Origin of the sequence: Nostoc sp., from assembly GCF_036917395.1 — a bacterium.
Taxonomy (GTDB): domain Bacteria; phylum Cyanobacteriota; class Cyanobacteriia; order Cyanobacteriales; family Nostocaceae; genus Nostoc.
Map to the genome: position 1 here is coordinate 12,092 of NZ_JBALDI010000012.1, position 22,417 is coordinate 34,508.

The following is a 22,417-nucleotide window of genomic DNA, read 5'->3' on the forward strand; positions in this document are numbered from 1 at the left end:
TTACTCTGCACCGCTACATTGGTTTAGAGGCTGTCTCTAAATCAATGTAAAGAGATAAAAGTAAGCCGATCGCAGCAGAAACCATCAGTTATCGCACAGATGTAATATAGCAATCCTGATTTTGTTCAAATTCGTGGTGTCCAGATCCCCGACTTCTCAGAGAAGTCGGGGATCTAACTTTTCACAAATAATTTAGGAATTGGTATATATTCAGGACTTACGCACAGCTAACGGAAAATCGAACCACAGAGGCGCAGAGATCACAGAGAAATGAGAGTTTGAGAGATATTTTGCGTAAGTCCTAATATTAAGAGCGATCGCCAAACTTGGGCGGTTACGCCATAGCACAGTCTAGATAAAAACGGCACAAAACTTGATGTCAACTGAAACATCTGATATTGAAAAACTTAGCCATGCCGTCAGGCTTATCGCCCTCTTGTTGCAGAAATTTTCAGTTGCGTAGACGCTCTTAGCGGTGAGCCAGTCCGGCGGACGGGTTAAGAGGCATAAAGGAACTGGCGTTAGCGACGTAGGAGCGTCACCCGTAGGGCTTGTCGTAGACATCGCTCTTTATTCTGATTGATACTATTCTCAACAAGCAGTTAAGAGTATTACCATGACCATTCGTCTAACTGGGACAGAAGACTTTGGGGAATTTTGCGAGGATGTGCAGTTTAATGACTATGAGGGAAAAGCAGAATTGTCTACTTGGTTCGGTCAAAGCAGCTTTCGCTGGACTTTTCTTCGCCATAACCTTGAGCTAGTAATCTGTAACAATGAGTATTCTCAACCAGTGATTTTTGAGAGTATACATGATGATTTGCCTTTTCTTACATCTAAATTTTTTCTGTCTGGTGGGATGAGAACCACTACACCAAATGTACCTGGAGTCATTGACGACTATGAAGAAGTTGCAGGTTATAACTACTTATTTTTCTTGCCTGATATTAGGGAGTTTGAGCATTTTAATCCGAAGCAGCGCACTCAATGTATTGGTATTTATTGGTATCCTGAATTACTTGATAGTTTCCAAGCAAGCTTTGCTCAATTGCCAACTTTGCTCCGGCAATTGATAGAAAATCCTATAAAAGAGCGATTCCATCAGCCGTTAGGAGCAACCACGCCTGCAATGCGGTTAGTACTCAAACAAATATTGCAGTGTCCCTTTCGAGAAAAACTTAGACTAATGTATTTAGAAGCAAAGGTGTTGGAACTACTGACACTCCAGATTGCTCAATGGGGAGAAAATAATCAGGTATTGGGGCGATCGCTTTATTTCCGTCCTAATGAAATTCAACGTTTACATCATGCCAAAGCTATTTTAAATCAAACGCTCCACAATCCACCTTCTCTATTAAATCTAGCCAAAGAAATCGGACTCAATGACTTTAAGCTCAAGCGGGGATTTAGAGAAGTTTTTGGGACTACAGTGTTGGGATATGTGCAATCTTTGCGGCTAGAGCAAGCACAACGGCTACTGCGAGATACTAATCTTACAGTAGCAGAAATTGCTTCTCAAGTAGGGTACGAAAGTATAGGTCATTTTAGGTATCTATTTAAGCGGCAATTTGGTATCACTCCTAGAGAATATCGTCAGCAAAAATATTTATAGAAAAAAATACATCCCGATTCCGTCTTAAAAAATCCGGTTTCAGTATCTATGCGATCGCTCAAATTTCTGTATTCTCTTAAACAGAGTTATTTAAAAATAATTGTCAAATAATCAACTCTGTTTTAAAAAATCCGGTTGGGTGTGTGGAATGATGAAACTGTTGCGTAGGCGTAGCCCGTCGTGGACATCGCTATTTATTTCCTGTTTTTTTATTGCTGTTGTCATACAACCAACTCAGGCAAAGCAAGTAACTGAAATTCAAAGTGTACAAGAACTGAACCGTTCTGCAAGAACAGTCAAAGAATGGTTTGCTCAAATACAACAGCAGAACCCGCCAGCCCAAAATCAGGAGGGTGAAGTTGTACAAGTGACTTCTGTGAAGGGAAATCCCACATCTAAAGGTGTGGAGATAATTTTACAAACATCAAACGGAGAACAGTTACAAGTAGTTAATCAAAGTTCTGACAATAACTTTGTTGCTGATATTCCCAATGCTCAACTGCGTTTACCCAACGGTGATGCATTCACATTCCGTTCTACTAAACCAATTACTGGGGTTAGTGAAATAAAGGTTACTAACTTTAATGCCAATACTATCCGGGTGAGCGTGACGGGGGAAGCAGGTGTACCAACTGTTGAGTTGTTTGACAGTCCAGATGAAGGTATTATCTTCTCTGTTGCAACTGCTGCATCTTCCGTGAAGCCACAGCAGCCAGAGAGTCAAACACAGCCTAGTCTTCCATCGCCAGAAAGTAATGAACCGATTGAACTTGTGGTGACGGGTGAACGAGATGAAGGCTATAACCCCTCACAAACGAGCGTCGGAACGCGCACCGATACGCCCTTACGAGATATTCCTCAAACTATTCAAATTGTGCCGCAACAGGTAATTAAAGATCGTAATGTTACTCGGTTGCGAGATGTGTTAAATAACGTCAGCGGTGTTGCACTGAACAGTGGAGATTATGGTGGGCAAGGGTTTGGCATTGGTGACTATTCAATTCGGGGCTTCCCGGCACAAACTACACTCAATGGTTTTACAGGCACAGGCTCACCGGGAGACTTTTCTAACGTGGAACAGGTTGAAGTAGTGCGTGGGCCTGCATCCGTATTGTTCGGAGCGGGCGAACCCGGAGGTATAATTAACGTTACCACCAAACAACCGCTATCAGAACCATTCTACGAGTTTGGCTTCAATGCTGGCAGCTATAATTACTACCGAGGGACGGCCGATCTTTCCGCTCCACTCAATTCAGACCGAAGCCTACGCTATCGCCTAAACATTGCACTTCAGGATTCTGATAGTTTTCGAGACTTTTTAGGGACAAAGCGATTTTTTGTTGCACCTACCATCGCCTGGGATATCAGCGATGATACAAAGCTGACACTAAACTTTGAATACCTCAATCAAAAAACAGGATTTGATGCCGGAGTCCCAGCGTTGAGTAATGGCTCATTTGTACTGCCAATTAATCGCTATTTTGGCTATCCTAGTGCGAATGATATTAATCTTACTCAACTACAGGGAGGGTACACCTTTGAACATCGGTTTAATAAAAATCTTCAACTGCGTAATTCGCTATTTATCAGCTCGCAACATATAGATTTGATAGACAGTGAATATGGCACTTTGTCTGACGATCGATTTATTACAGGTACATATGTTAAAGATAAACCTGTATATGAAACCTATGCGATGCAAACAGGGCTGATAGCAAACTTTAATACTGGTTCAGTAGCCCATAAAGTGCTGTTCGGTTTTGATGCAAACCGTGTGACGAATTTCTTTTCTTCTCTGACTGCACCCTTGCCGCCACTGGACATTTTCAACCCTAATTATAATATCGAATTACCCACTGATACCACTCTCAGCCGTTCTATTTATATCACTCAATCCTATAGTGTTTACCTGCAAGATCAGATTAAGTTGCTAGATAACCTGATCCTAGTGGCTGCTGGACAATTTGATTGGGTGAACAGCACGGGGAGTGACATTATAGCAGGTACTGTTGATAGCAATTACGGTGAAGCATTTAGTCCGCGCCTTGGCATCGTCTATCGACCAATCGAGCCTCTTTCACTCTATGCCAGCTACAGCCGTTCCTTTGTGCCTAACACTGGTCGTTCTCGAACGAATTCAGCTTTTGCCCCGTCACGCGGTACTCAGTATGAAGTGGGCATCAAGGGCGATTTTCTCAATGGGAAACTCTCAGCACTTTTAGCCGCTTACAACATCACAAAATCCAACGTTTTGGCGACTGATCTCAACGAGCCTGATCCTGGAAAGTACTCAATTCAGGTTGGAGAACAGCGCAGTCGTGGTATTGATTTGAGCGTGACTGGTGAAATCTTACCAGGTTGGAATTTAACAGCAGGATATTCTTACATTGATGCGATTATCACTGAAGATACTACGTATGAGGTGGGCAGTCGGCTGAGAATTACGCCAACTAATTCTGCAAACTTGTGGACAACTTATCGAATTCAAAGCGGCGATTTGCAAGGCTTGGGCTTTGGGTTTGGCGCATATTTTGTTAGCGATCGCCGAGGTGATCAATTTGATCCGCCCAACTTCAAGCTACCAGCCTACACTCGATTCGATGCGGCTCTATTTTACCGACGCAATAACTGGGAGGTAGCAATTAATGCTGAGAACTTGTTCGATGTGGAATACTATACAAATTCGCGCTATTCTGCTGCAAATTCTCCAGGTGCGCCTTTTACGATTATCGGGTCACTCACAGTGCGGTTTTAATTGAGAAAACCAATCTCGTATTTTGACATTATGCAGAGGAGCATCTACCTTGAATTCTAAAAAAGTACGCAACTTGATATTCACCCTACATCGTTACTTGGGTCTAACACTAGGATTGATTGCAATCATCATCGGCTTGACGGGTAGTTTATTGGTTTTTCACACAGAAATTGACAGTTTCGATCAATCTCATCAAAGTGGCACCATCATCCCTCAAGGAAAACAACTACCAATCGAAGTTGTCCTTAATACTGTCAAAAAAGCCTACCCCAACCAGCCAGATACAACTGTTCAACGGTATTACCCACCTCCAAAGCCAGATCGGTCAATAAAGGTTATCCTCAAAACAAAAAAAATTGACTGGCTGCCAATCTACGTTAACCCCTACACAGGAGTAATCCTCAATCCTAACTCCAAGCCAAGCTCGCTCCAAAAGATATTTTTTGACATTATCTATCCACTCCACTACACCCTCTTAAGTGGTGACATTGGTCTTAAGTTTGTGGGCATTGTAGGATTACTGTTTACAATCTTGAGTATTACAGGCATTATCTTATGGCCTGGTTGGCGTAAGTTGATTGCTGGCTTCAAAATTAAATGGAACGCTCATCCTAAGCGGATGAACTTTGATATTCACAAAGTTGCTGGTGTAATTACAGCCACATTTCTAGTCTTTACCTTTTTCACAGGCTTTTGCTGGAACTTTTCTGAATTTGTCAACCCGATAATTTACGCTGTCACCTTCTCTAAACCTCAACCCAATTTGGTTTCTGTACCTATTTCCGGTCAATCGCCGCTAGGACTAAAAGACCAGTTAAAAATCGCTCAAGCTGCTCTGCCCAATGCATCACTTAGTATAATTGGTTTTCCAAGTAAACCAGAAGAGACTTTTTGGTTTAACTTTAATCTTGGCGATGTTTTTCTTGACCAGTATAGCGGCAAGGTTTTACAAGTATCTACGATCGCGACTGCATCATTAGGCGATCGCATCCTGAATTCCTTTAACGATTTGCACTATGGCACTTTCTGGGGACTTCCATCCCGTATTTTCTATATGTTTGTCGGACTTGCACCGTTGATTTTATTTATTACTGGTTTTCTGATGTGGAAGCATCGTTATCGGACAAAATCTCCTACAGAATTTATTAACCAGTCCCTTTTAAGGTAATTACAACTAAAAAGCGCCCCCCATTTCTGGAGGGCGCTTCTTATTTAGCTAATCTTCAGAATTAACCGTTGATAGCAGGAGCAGTCATTGCTACAGGAGTAACTTCACCAGCAGCTAAGTCTAGGGGGAAGTTGTGAGCATTGCGCTCGTGCATTACTTCCATACCCAAGTTAGCGCGGTTGATTACGTCTGCCCAGGTGCTGATGACGCGACCTTGGGAGTCAATGATTGATAGTGAAATAGTGATGATTTAAGGTTTTACTGATGAAACAAATCACTTAGACGGTCTTTCAACCGCGATCGGTTGGCTTTGACTGGAGTCAATTATCAACTCCAGCCCTAATGGGGGTTCTAGGTAGTGTTAAGAAAAGCCTACTTTTTCAGCCAGTTCTTGCTTGGCATTGGTAGCAGATTTTTTCTTTAGCAGCCAGATGCCGCCCAGAAGAACTACGATCAAACCACCCATACTGGAAGGTTCGGGTACAGCTTGAATATCAAATTTGTTCAATAATCTGGCATTAGCTGGATTAGTAGCAATATTTGGATCGTCAGTTTCTCCATACCCCCCTTTATCCTCAAAATAAAATACGTTTTCAGATTTAGCACCAACTAAGTAAGAAAAACCATTAAAGTCAAGGAATGGTTTTGTTGGGGAGAAGAGATTATCGTTAGGCGCTGAATTTGGAAAACTACCAGGAGGTAGTAGTGCCGTAATTGTCTCCCCATTTCGCTGTCCCGTGATACCCGTGATTGTTAGGTAGCCATTTGCGCCACTGCTGTCAGTGGTTGTTAAGACTCCACTAACTTCAATTCCCTCACCAGAGTAAGAATAATTAAACTGGGCAGCCTGAACAGGGTTAGCAGAACCATCTACAGTTAGTCCGGTCGTTAAGACTACTCCAGCTACCGTAGCTAAAAGCTTAACGGTACTTTTATTTATGTTACTTTTCATGTTGATAAAAAATATCTCTCGTAAAAAAAGATTAGAAAGAGAAACTTACTTTTAGAATTAGAACACGGAAAATTTGGTTTCAATTTCAAGAAAGTATTAACATAAAAAGGCTATTTATAAAGTAAATGTAAAGCAGAGCAATCAGGTTGTATACCTAAAGATAGGATAATTCTGTTATCTGGTTGAATTGATCGCACTAATTATTTGCCTTTACACTTCTTTACAATTAGCCTCTGAGAAAAATTTTAAGTCTTACTGATTTGTAACGAGATAATAATTTCTATATCGTCTTCATGTTTGAGTTAATTTTTTCTGTGTTATGGAATTTTAAAAATCAAAGTAGATGTAGGGCAAACTGCCTTCAGGAGCTAATAACCAAACAGCGTAGAAACATAGAGGGACGAAGACAAGCTTAAGGGGCCAATTAAACTCTAACTTCAGCATTCGGTTGAAGGCATAGACTATAGCCATAAGGGCAGCTAAAGCTAGAAGTACCCAAGTGAGTTGGTATTGGCTCATATTTAAGGCTTCTACATAGACCTTTTCAGCAAACTGGGCGTCAGCTGGATAACCCCAAAGATGTCGAATTACCAAAGAAGAGTCTTGGAGATTAGGTAAGCGGAACCAAATCCAAGAGGTAAAAACCATCAGTTGGGTCAATAACCAAGCGACAAAGATACCCAGAGGATTTTGCCAGAATTGTTCTAGATTTTTAAAGCGATCGCTCATCGTATCTGTAAGTCGATGAACCACCAAGGCTAACCCGTGGAATATGCCCCAAACAACATAACCTAAAGCAGCACCGTGCCAGATACCAGCGATTAGCATCACAATAAATAAATTCCAGCAGGTACGGACTAAACCTCGACGGGAACCACCCAAAGGAAAGTAGACATAGTTACGTAGCCAATCTCCTAGAGTCATGTGCCAGCGCCGCCAAAATTCTGCAATATTGGTGCTGAAGTAGGGAAAGTCAAAATTCTCAGGTAGAACCAAGCCGAAAAGCAAAGCACTACCACGGGCAATGTCTACGTAACCGTTGAAATCTAGATATAATTGCAAGCCGTAGGCGAATGTAGCTAACCAGAGATCGGTACTACCCGCCCGTTGTAAGTTACCAAAACATAAATCAACGAAAATTCCCAGGTGGTCTGCCAAAATACCTTTTTTGACCGCGCCCCTAGCAATTAACCACAGCGCCTCAGATACTCTATCGGCACTAGGAAAGGCTACGGTATTGAATTGATTTGCTAAGTTGTGGTAGCGCGTAATCGGACCGGAAATCAGTTTGGCAAAGAATAATTTGTAGGTGGCAAATTTGAGAAACTGCTCAGTCGCAGGGGCACCACGATAGACATCTATTAAATAAGCAATGCATTCAAAGGTAAAAAATGAAATTCCCAATGGTGCAATCAATTTAAAAGAGCTATCTGGTGAATTGGTTTGTACATGAAAAACAAACTTGAATAAAGGGGTAAAATACTTAAAAACTAATAACAGTAAAACATTTAGAGTTATCCCCAGCCACAAAAGTTTTAGACGACGACGATTCCAATCACCTTGGGCAAATTGCCACTCTTCATTAGAAATTTGCCAGTCAAGAGAATGTTTTCCTGGTGATGTGTTTTTCCCAATCTCCAACCCCACAAGGAAATTAATAAATGTCAATGCTAATAGTAATGGGATGTACTGGATGTGCAAAGATGCATAGAAAACCAAACTAGCAATTAGCAGCGTCCACAATCGCAATTTCTGTTGTGCTAAAGACCAGTAAATTCCTAACACACTCAACAAGAACAGTCCATAGAAAATTGATATAAAGTTCATTTGTTATTTGTTATTGGGCATTGGGCATTGGGCACTTGTGCCGAGCAGAGCCGAGGTAAGTCTTAAAGCCTACGGCATAGCTTACGCTTAAGGCGCAGCCTTTCCAAGAGTTGTATTGGGCATTGGGCATTTGGTTATTTCCCTCCTGCTCCCCTGCCCCCCTGCCCCCTCACTTCTCTACTTCGCTGGCCAAGGAATCATTGGATCATTAGCCAGCTTTTTGGAGACTTCGTATGCTCCAAAGCGGTTGAGGTGGCTGGGATCAGAAAAGTAGTCATTTGCTTTTGACCACTGTTGGCTCAAATCACGATAAATAAAGTTGGGATTAGTAGCCAAATGCAACATATATTGCTGAAATTCTTGCTCATATTGTGTACGCACTGGATCTAAATAATCTTCCGTGAGAGGCATGTTAACAAACACTAAGGAAATTTTCTGAGACTGGGTAAACTTAAGTATTTCTTGAAAGGCAGCATCCTGCTCTCCTTCTACTTGGAAAGATTTATAGTCGTTGTCGTAATTTCCGGGAACTCTAGAATGTTTTTGATAGTATCTAGCAGGATTGAAACGAATAGACAAAGGTAGAAAGCCATCAAAATCAACTGCTTGCTGGGAAGTACTTTCATCTGAAGTACCATCTGTTAGCTGTTTTTGTGATGTAACTGTCTGATTCCGACCAAGCATGAACAGTTGTTTTTGCAGTAAACTTTTAATTTGGTCGCGGTTTTGGTAGCTAGCAGAAAAAGATGCTAGAGCCTGATTTAATGAATGATTGACAGCTTCATAAGTGCTAATCTCCTGTTTTTCTTCTTTTATCTTTTGTTCTCCGGAACTTACCTGATTTTTGGGCGAATCATTGCTATTGGTAGTTGGTGGCGCTTTTTGGAATGCTTGTTTATAACCAGCTGATGCAGCGATAGATTTAAAAGTAATATCCTCACGTCCACCGTTGAAAGCACGCGCCCCATCTGCCCAGATAATTATTTTAGGCAGCTCTGATGGTTCCAGTACGTGGCGAATCACAAAGTCTACAACTTGTGCGGTAGCACCGTTGATCCCAAAGTTAAACACGTCAAGATTTGGATAGCCCTGAGTCGCTAAAGCTTTAGAAAGTGCTGCCGGATCTATTCCTCTGAGGGCGCGGGAGGAGCCAATAATCAACACATTTGGCGGACTACCAGTTCTAGCCAAACGCTGTTTATACAGTGCTAGTTGCTCGTCTAACTGCCTGACATTGAAACTTGGCATCTGCGATCGCGCTGCTAAAAGAATAGCTGTTGCAGTTGCCTTTTCCTTCAATGGTGCGGCTGCCAAATTCTTTGTCGGGGGATCATCACTTTGAGTAAATTCAGAAGCATTAAATACAGAACTCTGATTTGGAGGAGATTTTATCTTGGAAGTGCTGGTAAAAAATGTCGGTTTCTGACTCTGAGTTTTCCCTGATATTAAAGATACATTTTGCTCAGAAGATGATGAAGGCAAGACACTGGCAACTTTTGGCGTCGGCGTAGTCCAGGCAATAATTTGACCCAACACCCAATCAGTTTGGAGGGTAAGTAATAATCCCAGTGTCCCCCAAACCAGAGCAATCTTAAGTCCTTGAACATCAGGTTTCTGTTCGGCTGACTGCTGGCTTTCGGTAAATAGCTGGCTTTTCAACAGGAATTTTTTCGCTGTTGCACTCGCCGTTACCATCCAATCTCGCGCTACTTCTGTGACAAAACTTTGAACTTCTTCTGTGGTTAAGTTGGGGCGCAAAATTGGTTCATTAGTCTCAGAGGTTACCAGATCGTTAACGTATTTAGAAGTAGCAGCAAATTCTGGGGTTGCTTCTGGGACTAAACGTTGGCGATGCTCAAGATCAACGCCATAACTCCAAAAAGGTTCTTTATTTCCAGCCCGGCGACCGTAGACACGTACCCCCATAATACCGGGAATTTTTAACTGGCGGATAAACTGCGTAACTTTGTTTGCTACTTGTTGACGCTCTGGACAAACTGGTGCATCACACATGATGTGCAATAAATCATTTTTGATCAGCAGGAGGACGCGAATTCCACCTGTCAATAGCCGCCAATCCAGGTCAGGATTGAGTAAGCGTTCCAGTAAAAAAATGATCGCTGGTTGATCACCAGTATTCGCCAAATCTAGAGGTGATGTGGCAAAGACGGGATGCTTTGCAGCGGGTAAAGCCAGCCAATCAATCCAAGTGGGTTGCTTGTCGCCTGCTTTTTGTCCGTATACGGTGGCGGCGAGAATGCCTTGGGGAGCGATCGCCTCTAGCTGAGGTAAAATCGCCTCTAAGCACACTACCTTGTCGGGGATTGGGGCAGTTCCTAAGGGATCAAAAGCTGGGGTACAAAAGATATGTAGGGTTGATTCTTTAACAGAAGTTTGGATAGCAACTTTTAAGCTTGACAATACCTCAGTTAATAATCGAGCGATCGCTTGGACATCCCCCCAACGCGCCCACTCCTTAAGCATCACCTCTGGTGGCGTCAAATCTACTCGCAGCAGCCAATCAGGGGCTGTTTCGCCGCTCACCTGGGAAACAATTATTGCATCTTGGTAGCCGGAAAGCTTGAGATAACGCAACTTCTGCGCTATTGGTTCAGCAAGCAACGATGCATCAGGGCTATAGCTCGACTGGCAAAATATCCATAGGCGATTTTCTTCCAACTGAGAGTTCTTTGATTTATATGGCTTAATCTTTGCTAGTACCGATACACCTAACGTACTTAGAGTTTCGCTGAGATATCTGGCAATAGCCTCTGGGTTCCCTTGGCGTGCCAAACTTTCGTTAGAGACAATCAGCGCCCCACCCGATTGTTTTGATTTTTCCGAGTCTGCTAGCAGTGCTTGCTGTACCTGCTCCAGATGCTTTTCTATTTGATTCAAGTAAACCCGATGGCACCATTTGGGGCGCTGTTCCCCTTTTCTTCGGCCATAGACAAATACTTGATATATTGAGGTTTGGTCGCTGTTTGTGAGGATATCTAAGTTTGTTTGCTGTAGTGCTTGCAGCAAATCAGACAAAATACGCCAACGCTGTGGACATTCTGTACCTTCACAAAGAATATGAAGGTCATTTCCCCGTAATCTGACTTTCACCCCGAAAGTGTTGATTCCTGTTGCTTGGCTTACCCATTGCACTAAGGATTGCTGGCGATCTGGTAATACTGTTTTCATCGGAAGTTAACTTTACAGGAAGCGATTGTTGGGGAATAGTGCCTGCACTTGTAAACTAGATCCATAGGTTTATCACACTGTAACGGTTTTTTTTAACAATTTTGTTACCTTCGTAGCTTACAAAATCGGACAAGATAGTCTTGTACAGGTTGCGAGTCTGACTAATGTTGAGTTTTGCGTTTATTTTACTAATAGGGAGTCATAAATTAGAAGTTAGGAGTTAGGAGAGACGCGATTAATCGCGTCTACAGGGGTTAGGAGCCAGGAGTCAGAATAATTCTATATGACTGGCTGATGACTTGTCCTTTAAAGCTGGACTTACGTCCCATTGCGCTAACGGCCCTGATGAGCGAAACAAACAACAAGCTTATCTCATTTAAACTCCGTCTTTTGATCATTGGAGTAATCCTAACTCCTCTACAGACGCGAGTTAATCGCGTCTCTCTTGTACAGACGCAAGTTAATCGCGTCTCTACTCCTAACTCCTGTACAGACGCGATTAATCAGCCAGCGCGTTGCGGGGGTTCCCCCCGTTGTAGCGACTGGCGTCGCGTCTCCTAACTCCTTTTTACTCATAATTCCCATAACCAAAAATTAGCAATGCCTTCTGCCAACCAACAGCCCTCATCTAACCCCGCATCCAATCCGGATTTATTTAGCATTCCCCAGTCGTTCCTTTTACAAATAGGTACAGCGTCTATATTACTGTTGCTGATTACAGGAAAAACTACAGTGAGAGCACTAGAAGCCATAGGGGAAGCCAGTGAAGAATTATTTCGAGGCGATCGCCTACCCATTCTCGACTTCCCAGAGGATCACGAAACTGATCAAACTTAAAAAATATACACCAAATAATTATTTGCTCAGGAACAACAGGATGAGCATTAGGTGTAAAACCTAAAAGCGTAAACAGTAATTAGCTTTACAACAATAGAGAATATGGGTTCCCTTTTATACTCTTCGTCTCAAACTGCGGATATATACCCGGTGTCGGAATTATTTTTACGTCATCGTCTCCAGGTAGTGGAAGAATTGTGGGAGTCAGTTCTCCGGCAAGAATGCGGTCAAAACATGGTAGACTTGTTGCGCCAGTTGCGCGATTTATGTTCCCCAGAAGGACAAGCAAGAAATGACCAAGCATCCTCAGCCGTAAAATTGATTGAACAACTAAATATCAACGAAGCAATCCGCGCAGCTCGTGCTTTCGCTCTGTATTTTCAGTTGATTAACATCATAGAGCAGGAATATGAACAACGGCAGCAATTGAGTCGCTATGAGGCAGAAACAGAGGCTATAGCGCCAGAAACGGCATCAAATGTTAACTATTCCTCCAATCAAGGAGAAGATGACGCGCCTGTTAGCAGGGGAATAGCAGCAGAGTTGCTGAGGAAGAGTTATCTAGAAAAAGTGCCAGTCAAACCAAAAGGTACTTTCGCTGCCTTGTTTCCCTATTTATTCAAACTGAATGTACCACCCCAGCAAATTCAACGTCTAATTGCACATCTGGATGTGCGCTTAGTTTTCACAGCGCACCCGACGGAAATTGTTCGTCATACCATCCGAGATAAGCAGCGACAGGTGGTACAACTCTTACAAAAACTGGATGCCTTGGAAAACCACTCTGGTAGCACACCAGGAGCATATCCTTGGGAAGCAGCAGATGTGCGCGAACAATTGCTCGAAGAAATTCGGCTGTGGTGGCGCACAGACGAACTTCACCAGTTCAAACCCACTGTGCTGGATGAAGTAGATTATGCCCTACACTACTTCCAAGAAGTTTTATTTGATGGGATTCCCCAACTGTATAAACGTTTCAAACACACCCTATCCAACACCTTTCCTTGGCTAGAACCACCGAGTAAAAACTTTTGCTCTTTCGGCTCCTGGGTAGGCTCAGACAGGGATGGGAACCCATCAGTCACACCAGAAATCACCTGGCAGACAGCTTGCTATCAGCGCAAAATGGTACTGGGGAGATATATTCAGTCAGTGAAAAATCTGATTGAATTGTTGAGTGTGTCGATGCACTGGAGTGATGTATTACCAGATTTGCTGGAATCTCTAGAGTTGGATCAGTCCCAGTTGAGTGAAGTCTACGACGCACTGGCGCTGCGTTATCGACAAGAACCCTATCGGCTGAAACTGGCTTATGTACTGAAACGGCTGGAAAATACTCGCGATCGCAATCTAGCTTTATATAATCGGGAAACGCCAAAAAATCAAGACAGCCCCCTGTATCTTTCGGGAGCCGATTTTTTAGCAGAACTGCGAATGATTCAGCGCAACTTGACAGAAACCGGCTTAAGCTGTCGAGAATTAGAAAATCTCATCTGTCAGGTAGAAATTTTTGGTTTTAACTTGACACAGCTAGATATCCGCCAAGAATCATCCCGCCACGCCGATGCGCTCAATGAAATCCTGGAATACCTGCAAATATTATCTCAACCTTACAACGAACTCTCTGAGGAGCAAAGAGTCGCTTGGCTCACAGGAGAACTCCAAACCCGGCGGCCATTAATTCCGGCAGAATTGCCATTTTCTGAAAAAACCAACGATGTAATTGAAACCTTTCGCGTTGTGCGATCGCTGCAACAAGAATTTGGTGTCAACATCTGCCAAACTTACATTATCAGCATGTGCCGCGACGTGAGCGACGTGCTGGAAGTACTACTATTAGCCAAAGAAGCCAGACTTTTTGACCCCGCCATTGCTGTGGGAACTATTCAAGTTGTCCCCCTATTTGAGACAGTAGAAGATTTACAACGCTCCAGAAGCGTCATGCAGAAACTGTTTGAACTGCCGTTATATCGGGCTTTGTTAGCCGGCGGCTACGAACAGACAAAAGCAGAGGATGCTGATGAAAATTTATCTTCCCCTGCCTCTTCCTCCCTCCTCCGCTTTAACTTGCAAGAAGTGATGCTGGGGTATTCTGATAGCAACAAAGACTCTGGTTTTTTAAGCAGCAACTGGGAAATTCATAAAGCTCAAAAATCACTGCAAGAAATAGCAGAAAACTATGATCTAAGTCTGCGGATTTTCCACGGACGCGGTGGTTCTGTGGGACGGGGTGGGGGCCCTGCTTACGAGGCGATTTTGGCTCAACCAGGTCATAGTATCAATGGGCGAATCAAAATTACCGAACAAGGAGAAGTTTTGGCTTCCAAATACTCCTTGTTGGACTTGGCTTTGTACCACATGGAAACCATCACCACTGCTGTGATTCAAGCTAGCCTGCTGCGGACAGGGTTTGATGATATTGAACCCTGGAATGAAATTATGGAAGAATTAGCAGCGCGATCGCGTCAACATTATCGCGCCCTAATCTACGAACAGCCTGATTTTGTTGACTTCTTCCACCAAGTAACCCCCATTGAAGAAATTAGCCAGCTACAAATTAGTTCCCGTCCAGCCCGACGTCCATCTGGTAAAAAAGATTTAAGTAGTCTGCGAGCTATTCCTTGGGTATTTAGCTGGACACAAACTCGCTTTTTGCTGCCTTCCTGGTACGGCGTTGGCACAGCTGTGCAAAACTTCTTGAACGAAGAACCAGAAGAACACTTGAAATTGCTACGTTACTTTTACGTTAAGTGGCCCTTTTTCAAGATGGTGATTTCTAAGGCGGAGATGACCTTGGCAAAAGTAGATATGCAAATGGCACACCATTACGTCCAAGAATTGTCAAAACCAGAAGATCAGGTTCGTTTTGCCAAGGTTTTTGAGCAAATTGCTAGCGAGTTCTATCTTACAAGGGATTTGGTCTTAAAAATCACCGACCATAATCGACTGTTAGATGGTGATCCTGTCTTGCAACGATCTGTGCAGTTACGCAATGGCACAATTGTCCCCTTGGGATTTATCCAAGTTTCCCTACTCAAGCGCCTACGGCAGTCCCTAAATACTACGGCTACTTCTGGAATCATCCACTCTCGTTACAGCAAAGGCGAGTTACTGCGAGGAGCATTGTTAACTATTAATGGGATTGCAGCCGGGATGAGAAATACAGGTTGATTGGGAAGGGGGAGCAGGAGGGAAATAACCAATACAACTCTACCAGAGGCTGTGCCCTAAGCGTAGCTATGCCGCAGGCTTTACGGCTACGCTCAGGACAAGCTCAGTACAAGTGCCTAATACTCAATACCAATAGACCTCTTGCATAAATGCTTAAATTGTCATGTTGAGCAAAGCGAAACAAAGTAGTGAGATTCTTCTCTTGACTGCGTTTTGCTCAGAATGACATTCCAGATTTTTTGACTTTTGCAAGAGGTTTAATGATTAAAAACAGAATTTTAATTTGCACTTTTTTGGCGCTGTCATCAGGTTTTATTGGTGCTTACACCAGTGGGCAAATTACCATCATGCTGCATAGCCAAAAGTGCCAAAACCAACCTTGGGGTTTCAAGGAGATGTGCAACGCTTGGATGACACCAGGAGCAATATGGCAAGGTAGCACAACAGGACTATGGACAGGCACAGTCTTAGGGGCGTTTGTTGGTGGTTTGGTTACGCGACAAGCTCGTGATTAGTAGACGTTTTTTGATTCAGATCATTAGACTTAATCAAGATAGAATTCTTAGGCAAAGACAAGGCAGCCCGATCTTAGGGTTTCGACTGCCGCGCCAAGAATTGCAATTAATCCTCCGCAGGAAAAAGGTGTCAGCAAGGCTGGTAAAATCTACCTATAGCGAAGAAGAACAAATCACCATGCCTACCGAAACTAACCCAGAAAATAAAACTACCACAGGTGCTGATGCTATTGATGAAGCGATCGCACAGGGAATTGATTTTGATGGTTCTCCCATTCCGCCTGCCAAGCTAGAACTTTATGGTAAAGTCATGGCGCTAGAAGGCAATAGACAGCGCAGTGGCGTATCTAATACTATGCGATCGCGCATTGTGCGAATTGGTGCAAAACACATTCCCCAAGCAGAACTCGACCAATTACTTGTAGATGCTAGTTTCGCACCCCTAAAAGAGAAAGAAATTGCCTTTTTCTATAGTGGTAAATAAAGTTAGGAGTTAGGAGTTAGGAGTTCGTTGAGATAAGATACTCTAACGATGTCTGGCGACAAACTCTGACACTCCTTCGCACAGCGTAATGCTGCTAATCCCTTACCGCCACACGTCTGGGCTTAACACATCAATTCAATTTTCTACCTCACACATCCCAAATTGCCATCTGTATTTTGGCTTCTTGAGTTTTTTCCCATAGCGTCGAAAAGTGTATCTTCAGCAAGATATTGTCAACTTTTCCTTGTATTTGAATTGGTACACAGCTATATGTACTTTAGTAATAGCTGAAAGACTTGGAGAATACATGTCAGAAACTACGTCAAATTCAGAAATGTTATACCGAGTTCTCGGCAGTACAGGAGAGAGAGTTTCTGCGATTGGGCTGGGTGGTTGGCACATTGGCTTGAAAAACGTTGATGAGCAACTGGCTATCCGAATTGTTAGAACAGCCATTGATCGTGGCATCACCTTTATGGATAACAGTTGGGATTACAACGATGGAGTCAGCGAGATTCGCATGGGAAAAGCGCTGCGCGATCGCTACCGAGACAAAGTGTTCCTGATGACGAAAATCGATGGTCGCTCTAAGAAAGAAGCAGCAAGACAACTAGACGAATCACTTCAACGCCTGCAAGTTGATTACATCGATCTTGTGCAGCACCATGAAATCATTCGGCACGAAGACCCACATCGAGTTTTCGACGAAGAAGGGGCGAATGTTGCCTTGATTGAGGCGCAAGAAGCCGGCAAACTCCGATACATTGGCTTCACTGGACACAAAGACCCGTATATTCATTTGCACATGCTGGAAGTTGCAGCCACTTATGGGTTTAAATTTGATACGGCTCAGATGCCGCTCAATGTGATGGATGCCCACTACCGAAGCTTTGCAAAGTTGGTTGTACCAGAACTAGTCAAACAAAACATCGGCGTTCTGGGGATGAAAAGCTTGGGAAACGGTATTCTTTTACGCTCAAATACTGTAACGCCAATTGAGTGTTTACAATATTCTTTGAATCTGCCCACATCGGTTGTGATTACCGGAATTGATAGCATGGAGATTCTAGAGCAAGCGTTTGAAGCAGTGCGGACGTTCCAGCCCATGAACGACCAGCAGGTGCGATCGCTCTTAGCTAAAACGGCACAAGCAGCATCACGCGGCGAGTTTGAGCCTTTCAAAACCTCATCAATTTTCGATAGCACCGCCCAAAATCCAGATTGGCTGGGAGAGGAGCCACAGCGCCTCCAGCAATTCATGCCAGCGTAATTGCATAGATTGCATTAGTTGACACAACTGCTTTAAAACCGGGGAATTTGTTGCTTTTTGAATTGCTTTATAATAGACCACTGCTAGAGTCTCAACCATGATCACCGGAGTTGTCCAAATCTCCATCGTTGGGATTGCATAGCGTATTTTCCGAAACAGTGTGTCGCCCCAGTTACGCTGTAAACCAGGTATTTGGGCAAGGTGAAAAAACCTTCCTAAGTACAGCATTTCATTAATTCGTAGCGAATTAAATTTGGCGATACCTTGCAATGCCAATGCATCGAGATGCAATGTTAATGCGTCGGCTGACAATGTTAATGTGTCCCCCTGCAATGCCAATGCATCGAGATGCAATGTTAATGCGTCCCCCTGCAATGCCAATGCATCGAGATGCAATGTTAATGCGTCCCCCTGCAATGCCAATGCATCGCCTTGCATTAAAAACGCTACTACGCAAAACTGTACTAAGTCGCCTCTATGACGTTGTTGTTCTTTGATGAATAGTTCAATTACATCAACATATTTGGGAGCTTTGATGTACTGTGCATAGTTTTTAGCAGCAGCCAGCAAGTGCAAAAACTGACTGTAAACTTCTTAAACTGTAATTGCGATCGCAGCCCCACACTTTGGGCATTTGGAAAGTAGCCGCAAAAGGAAGCTTAAACTAACTGCGTCCACAAGTTATAAAGTATGTGTAGATAAAACAGCGAGTATGTTGAGAAAAAAATCTGTATGACGAGCTACCAAGAAAACCTAACTAGTAACGAATCCATTAAAGAGCTAATCGCTGACACGACGAGCATTAACCATCTGGAGGTAATTGAAAATGTCATCGACTCTTTGGAACAAGATGACAGTGCGATGGTTAACCACACTCCAGAGGGTGGTTATCTCTGGAAGTTTAAGTACGGAAGTGTGCAGGTATTTGTCCAACTCAACGGCACAAGCGATGAAGACACCATAACGGTTTGGTCTGCGGTGCTAAATTTACCTGCTAAAGATGAACCTAAGTTGATGCGGTATCTGTTGGAGTTGAACTGCTCTAGTACTTTTGAAGCGCGTTTTGGTATTATTGAAAACCGAGTGGTTGTGATTTCAACACGCACCTTAGCAGAGTTATCTCCTGGTGAAGTGTCTCGGCTGATTACCATTGTGGCAACCATCGCTGATAATAACGATGAAGCTTTACAATCAGAATTTGGTGCGGCTTGACTAATCGCTTCGCTTCAGTTATGAGTTATGAGTGGTGAGTTATATAAACTTTTTCATTCAAAACTCCTAACTCCTGTACGCGATTAATCGCGTCTCTCCTAACTCCTAACTCTTGAATTCTAAAGTGTGGCGACTAATTCCTTTGCTAGAGGCGGGTGGCAATGTGCAAATGGCAATTGACCGCTGGTTACTAAAACAGCACCAGTCTGGACATCCGTCAACCCTACGCTTTTATACCTGGTCGCCACCTGCCATTTCTCTCGGCTATCATCAACGCCAATATCCTGAATATTGGCAAAATTTAACTTGGCAAGGGCAAAAACTGGATTTAGTGCGGCGTCCTAGCGGTGGACGGGCAGTGCTACATCAAGGTGATTTAACTTACGCTGTAGTAACATCTGGACTGATGGGTAGTCGCCTCCAGGTGTATGAAAAAATTTGTGAGTTTTTGATTCAAGGCTGGCGATCGCTCGGCGTAGAATTAGATTACGGTACGGCTGGGCGAGGTTACATCCACAACCCTAACTGTTTTGCCACCGCTACCAGTGCAGATTTAGTTTTGCCAGATGGTACCAAACTCATTGGTAGCGCTCAACTGCGACGTGGTGGGGTGATTTTACAACATGGTTCTATCCGTTTGCAACCGGATGCTGAACTGTTCGCTCAAGTATTTGGTGCAGAATCTTTTACGACTATACAACTGCCTCAAAGTCTGAGTGTGGAAAAAATTATTGCAGCTTTAATTGCCGCAGCTAGTAATTGTTTTGATATGCAGATAGAGGTAAAACCCCTCTCGCCGCTTGAGTGGGAGGAAATTTTGGAGCAATAGCGCATGTGCAAGAAATTTTTTCTGCATATTAATTAAAAAATGCCTGGGAGTGTTGCCGTGTTTCCACCCCAGGCATCTTTTATTCTTAACTTGCTCCTCACACACAAATATAAGATATCACTACATCTATCAAAGGGCAAGTATATCGAGTGACACTTTCTAAACTGCACTACCAATCCAATTTTTAAATACCAATTAAAAAATGCCTGGGAGTGTTGCCGTGTTTCCACCCCAGGCATCTTTTATTCTTAACTTGCTCCTCACACAAATCTAAAATATCATTACATCTATCAAAAGGCAAGTATATTGAGTGACACTTTCTAAACTGCACCACTAATCCAATTTCTAAATACCAATTAAAAAGCGCTTGGGAGTGTTGCCGTGTTTCCACCCCAGGCGCTCTTCATTTATAACTTACTCCTCACACACGATTAGACAATATCACTAACTCAATCAGAAAGCAAGGATATTGTGTGACACTTTCTGAACTGCATACCTGATAGGCAATAATTAGTGTAAAAAGTGACGTACACCCGTGAATACCATCACCAAACCCAGTTCGTTAGCAGCTTTGATTGAATCTTGATCGCGCAAACTTCCCCCTGGTTGGACAAGGGCTGTAATTCCTGCTGCTGCGGCTGTTCTGACTGAATCATCAAAGGGGAAGAATCCATCGCTGGCTAGAATTGCATCTTTGGCTTTTTCTCCAGCTTGTTCTAAGGCAATTTTAACTGAGCCGACGCGGTTCATTTGACCAGCACCTACTCCTAGTGTAGTGCGATCGCCACTGACAACAATGGCATTAGATTTAACGTGTTTGCAAACTTTCCAAGCAAAGAGCAATTCGGCTAATTCGCTAGCGGTGGGTTGACGTTCGGTAACTACTTGCCATTGATTGGTATCAGCAATCACATCATCGCTAGATTCGACAAGGAAACCACCTGCGATCGCTTTCACTGTATCCTTAGGGCCACTGCTCAAATCAGGTAGAGTTAAAACCCGCACGTTAGATTTTTTGCCAAGGATTTCTTGAGCTTTTGGATCACAACTTGGTGCTACTACACATTCTAAAAATGTTTTAGTTAACTCGCTAGCTGTTGCCGCATCAATCGGACGGTTGAGTGCGACAATACCACCAAAGGCAGAAGTAGAATCAGCATTGAAAGCTTTTTGGTAAGCTTCAGAAATACTGCTTCCCAGTGCTGTACCACAGGGATTTGTATGTTTGATAATCGTTGCTGCTGGGGTATCAGTGAATTCAGCAATAATTCGGCGTGCAGCTTCTAAATCAACTAAGTTATTGTAACTAAGTTCTTTGCCTTGCAGTTTTGTAGCGGCTGTCCATCCCGTTGGGGTAGTACCAGTTTGATACCAGGCGGCGGGTTGATGGGGGTTCTCGCCGTAACGCAGAGATTGCAATTGTGTACCGCTAAGGGTATGCTGCTGTGTTCCTGCGAGATAAGATGCGAACTGACAAGTCAGCGCTTGCGCTATCGCTTGATCATAACTAGCAGTATGCAAAAAGCCTTTTAACGCAGATTTTTGGCGAAACTCTAAGGAGGCTTCGCCGTTATTTTGCCTCAATTCCTGCAAATACTCGTCATATTGTGCTGGATCGCATAATACAGCGAGATGGGCGAAGTTTTTCGATGATGCCCGTAGCATAGCAGGGCCACCGATATCTATTTGCTCAACCGCTTGGGATAATGTCACCCCTGGTTTAGCGATCGTTTCCTCAAAAGGATATAGATTCACCACCACTAAATCAATCGGGCGAATTTGGTTATTTTCTAAATCTGTAATATCTTGGGGAACATCTCGCCGCGCCAAAATCCCGCCATGAATCCGGGGATGCAGGGTTTTGACTCGGCCACCTAAAATTTCTGGAGAACCAGTGTAATCTGCAACTTTAGTAACTGGGAGTCCCGCATCTTTGAGGGCTTGGGCTGTTCCTCCACTGCTGATTAAATCAAAGTCAAATTCTTCAACCAAGCTACGGGCTAGGTCAATTAAACCAGTTTTGTTAGATACACTCAGCAGGGCTAGACGCGCCATTGATCAATTCCTTAAAAGTAGGCTCAAAGCGAAGGATCTCAAGTTTTACATAAGCCTTGGTTCACTTCAAGACCTTTAGGAATCATTCTGAAATCCGGTAGTGGCATGGCAACAAAAGGAGTAGAACAGGTTCTCCGTACCTGCGTTGACATTGAACAGTCTGGGCTAGCAAGGAGAAAAAGGTAGATAACTACTTAGCGATGTGACGTTTCGCTTGTGCTTGGATTACTTTTAAACCCATTTTGGTTTTCAGATAGGCTTTGAATATATAATTTATCAGCAAATAATATGTAAAGATTTTTATTGAAATATAGACATCTAAGTAAACATTCGGTATTTATTTATTATCAGGTTATTAGTAGATATTTCCTATTTTCCAGATAAACATCCACGAGCAATAACCCACAAGAAGACATAAAAATTACTTTTCCTCTGCTCTGTCAAGTGTTCCCTATTTTCAAGCTATTTAAGACTTACGCATTGACAAACCAATTAAATTATGGGCTGTGGTTTTCAGGCATTCAAGCTTGATTTTTATACT

Annotated in this window: 15 protein-coding genes and 1 pseudogene; 10 read left to right on the plus strand and 6 right to left on the minus strand. The window is 43.2% G+C overall.

The window, feature by feature from the left end; all coding sequences use genetic code 11:
- Positions 1-616: 616 nt before the first annotated feature.
- From V7K46_RS07685 to V7K46_RS07695, 3 genes are all read left to right on the plus strand, one after another.
- Positions 617-1,612, plus strand: coding sequence for a helix-turn-helix transcriptional regulator (locus tag V7K46_RS07685; RefSeq protein ID WP_335111967.1), 996 nt, complete (start codon positions 617-619; stop codon positions 1,610-1,612).
- A gap of 148 nt (positions 1,613-1,760) precedes the next feature.
- Positions 1,761-4,367, plus strand: coding sequence for a TonB-dependent siderophore receptor (locus V7K46_RS07690; RefSeq protein ID WP_335111968.1), 2,607 nt, complete (start codon positions 1,761-1,763; stop codon positions 4,365-4,367).
- A 49-nt stretch (positions 4,368-4,416) separates the two neighbouring features.
- Positions 4,417-5,535, plus strand: a complete 1,119-nt coding sequence (locus tag V7K46_RS07695) for a PepSY-associated TM helix domain-containing protein (RefSeq protein WP_335111969.1) — start codon at positions 4,417-4,419, stop codon at positions 5,533-5,535.
- A gap of 61 nt (positions 5,536-5,596) precedes the next feature.
- On the opposite strand, the pseudogene V7K46_RS07700 reads toward V7K46_RS07695, so the two are convergent.
- The 4 genes and pseudogenes from V7K46_RS07700 to V7K46_RS07715 all read right to left on the minus strand — a co-directional run.
- Positions 5,597-5,767: pseudogene (locus V7K46_RS07700) on the minus strand (photosystem II q(b) protein); the annotation flags it as partial.
- 129 nt (positions 5,768-5,896) lie between these two features.
- Positions 5,897-6,487, minus strand: a complete 591-nt coding sequence (locus V7K46_RS07705) for a PEP-CTERM sorting domain-containing protein (protein WP_335111970.1) — start codon at positions 6,485-6,487, stop codon at positions 5,897-5,899.
- Between the two features lie 327 nt (positions 6,488-6,814).
- Entirely contained in the window at positions 6,815-8,314 is a 1,500-nt protein-coding gene (locus tag V7K46_RS07710; protein WP_335111971.1) for an MBOAT family O-acyltransferase, read from the minus strand.
- Positions 8,315-8,491: 177 nt separating this feature from the next.
- On the minus strand, positions 8,492-11,503 hold the full coding sequence (locus V7K46_RS07715; RefSeq protein WP_335111972.1) for a DUF1574 family protein: 3,012 nt from the start codon (positions 11,501-11,503) through the stop codon (positions 8,492-8,494).
- A 600-nt stretch (positions 11,504-12,103) separates the two neighbouring features.
- Between V7K46_RS07715 and V7K46_RS07720 the strand changes: the two genes are divergently transcribed.
- From V7K46_RS07720 to V7K46_RS07740, 5 genes are all read left to right on the plus strand, one after another.
- Entirely contained in the window at positions 12,104-12,340 is a 237-nt protein-coding gene (locus tag V7K46_RS07720; RefSeq protein WP_273767619.1) for a hypothetical protein, read from the plus strand.
- Positions 12,341-12,442: 102 nt separating this feature from the next.
- On the plus strand, positions 12,443-15,511 hold the full coding sequence (gene ppc / locus V7K46_RS07725; protein WP_335111973.1) for a phosphoenolpyruvate carboxylase: 3,069 nt from the start codon (positions 12,443-12,445) through the stop codon (positions 15,509-15,511).
- 260 nt (positions 15,512-15,771) lie between these two features.
- Positions 15,772-16,026 carry a hypothetical protein gene (locus tag V7K46_RS07730; RefSeq protein WP_273767617.1) on the plus strand — a complete coding sequence of 85 codons (255 nt, stop codon included), beginning with the start codon at positions 15,772-15,774 and terminating at the stop codon, positions 16,024-16,026.
- Between the two features lie 178 nt (positions 16,027-16,204).
- On the plus strand, positions 16,205-16,510 hold the full coding sequence (locus V7K46_RS07735; RefSeq protein WP_335112077.1) for a small RNA NsiR4-regulated ssr1528 family protein: 306 nt from the start codon (positions 16,205-16,207) through the stop codon (positions 16,508-16,510).
- A 307-nt stretch (positions 16,511-16,817) separates the two neighbouring features.
- Positions 16,818-17,780 (plus strand): aldo/keto reductase, encoded by a 963-nt coding sequence (locus V7K46_RS07740; RefSeq protein WP_335111974.1) that lies wholly within the window; start codon positions 16,818-16,820, stop codon positions 17,778-17,780.
- Here the strand turns inward: V7K46_RS07740 and V7K46_RS07745 are convergent.
- Complete coding sequence (locus tag V7K46_RS07745) at positions 17,700-18,356, minus strand: hypothetical protein (protein WP_335111975.1); 657 nt, start codon at positions 18,354-18,356, stop codon at positions 17,700-17,702. The genes V7K46_RS07740 and V7K46_RS07745 overlap by 81 nt on opposite strands.
- A 156-nt stretch (positions 18,357-18,512) precedes the next feature.
- Here V7K46_RS07745 and V7K46_RS07750 point away from each other — a divergent pair, with 156 nt between their 5' ends.
- A complete protein-coding gene (locus tag V7K46_RS07750; RefSeq protein ID WP_335111976.1) occupies positions 18,513-18,992 on the plus strand; it encodes a YbjN domain-containing protein in 480 nt (159 codons plus the stop codon).
- A gap of 169 nt (positions 18,993-19,161) precedes the next feature.
- Complete coding sequence (locus V7K46_RS07755) at positions 19,162-19,821, plus strand: lipoate--protein ligase family protein (RefSeq protein WP_335112078.1); 660 nt, start codon at positions 19,162-19,164, stop codon at positions 19,819-19,821.
- Between the two features lie 510 nt (positions 19,822-20,331).
- On the opposite strand, the gene purH is transcribed toward V7K46_RS07755, so the two are convergent.
- Positions 20,332-21,876, minus strand: coding sequence for a bifunctional phosphoribosylaminoimidazolecarboxamide formyltransferase/IMP cyclohydrolase (gene purH / locus V7K46_RS07760; RefSeq protein WP_335111977.1), 1,545 nt, complete (start codon positions 21,874-21,876; stop codon positions 20,332-20,334).
- Between the last annotated feature and the right edge of the window lie 541 nt (positions 21,877-22,417).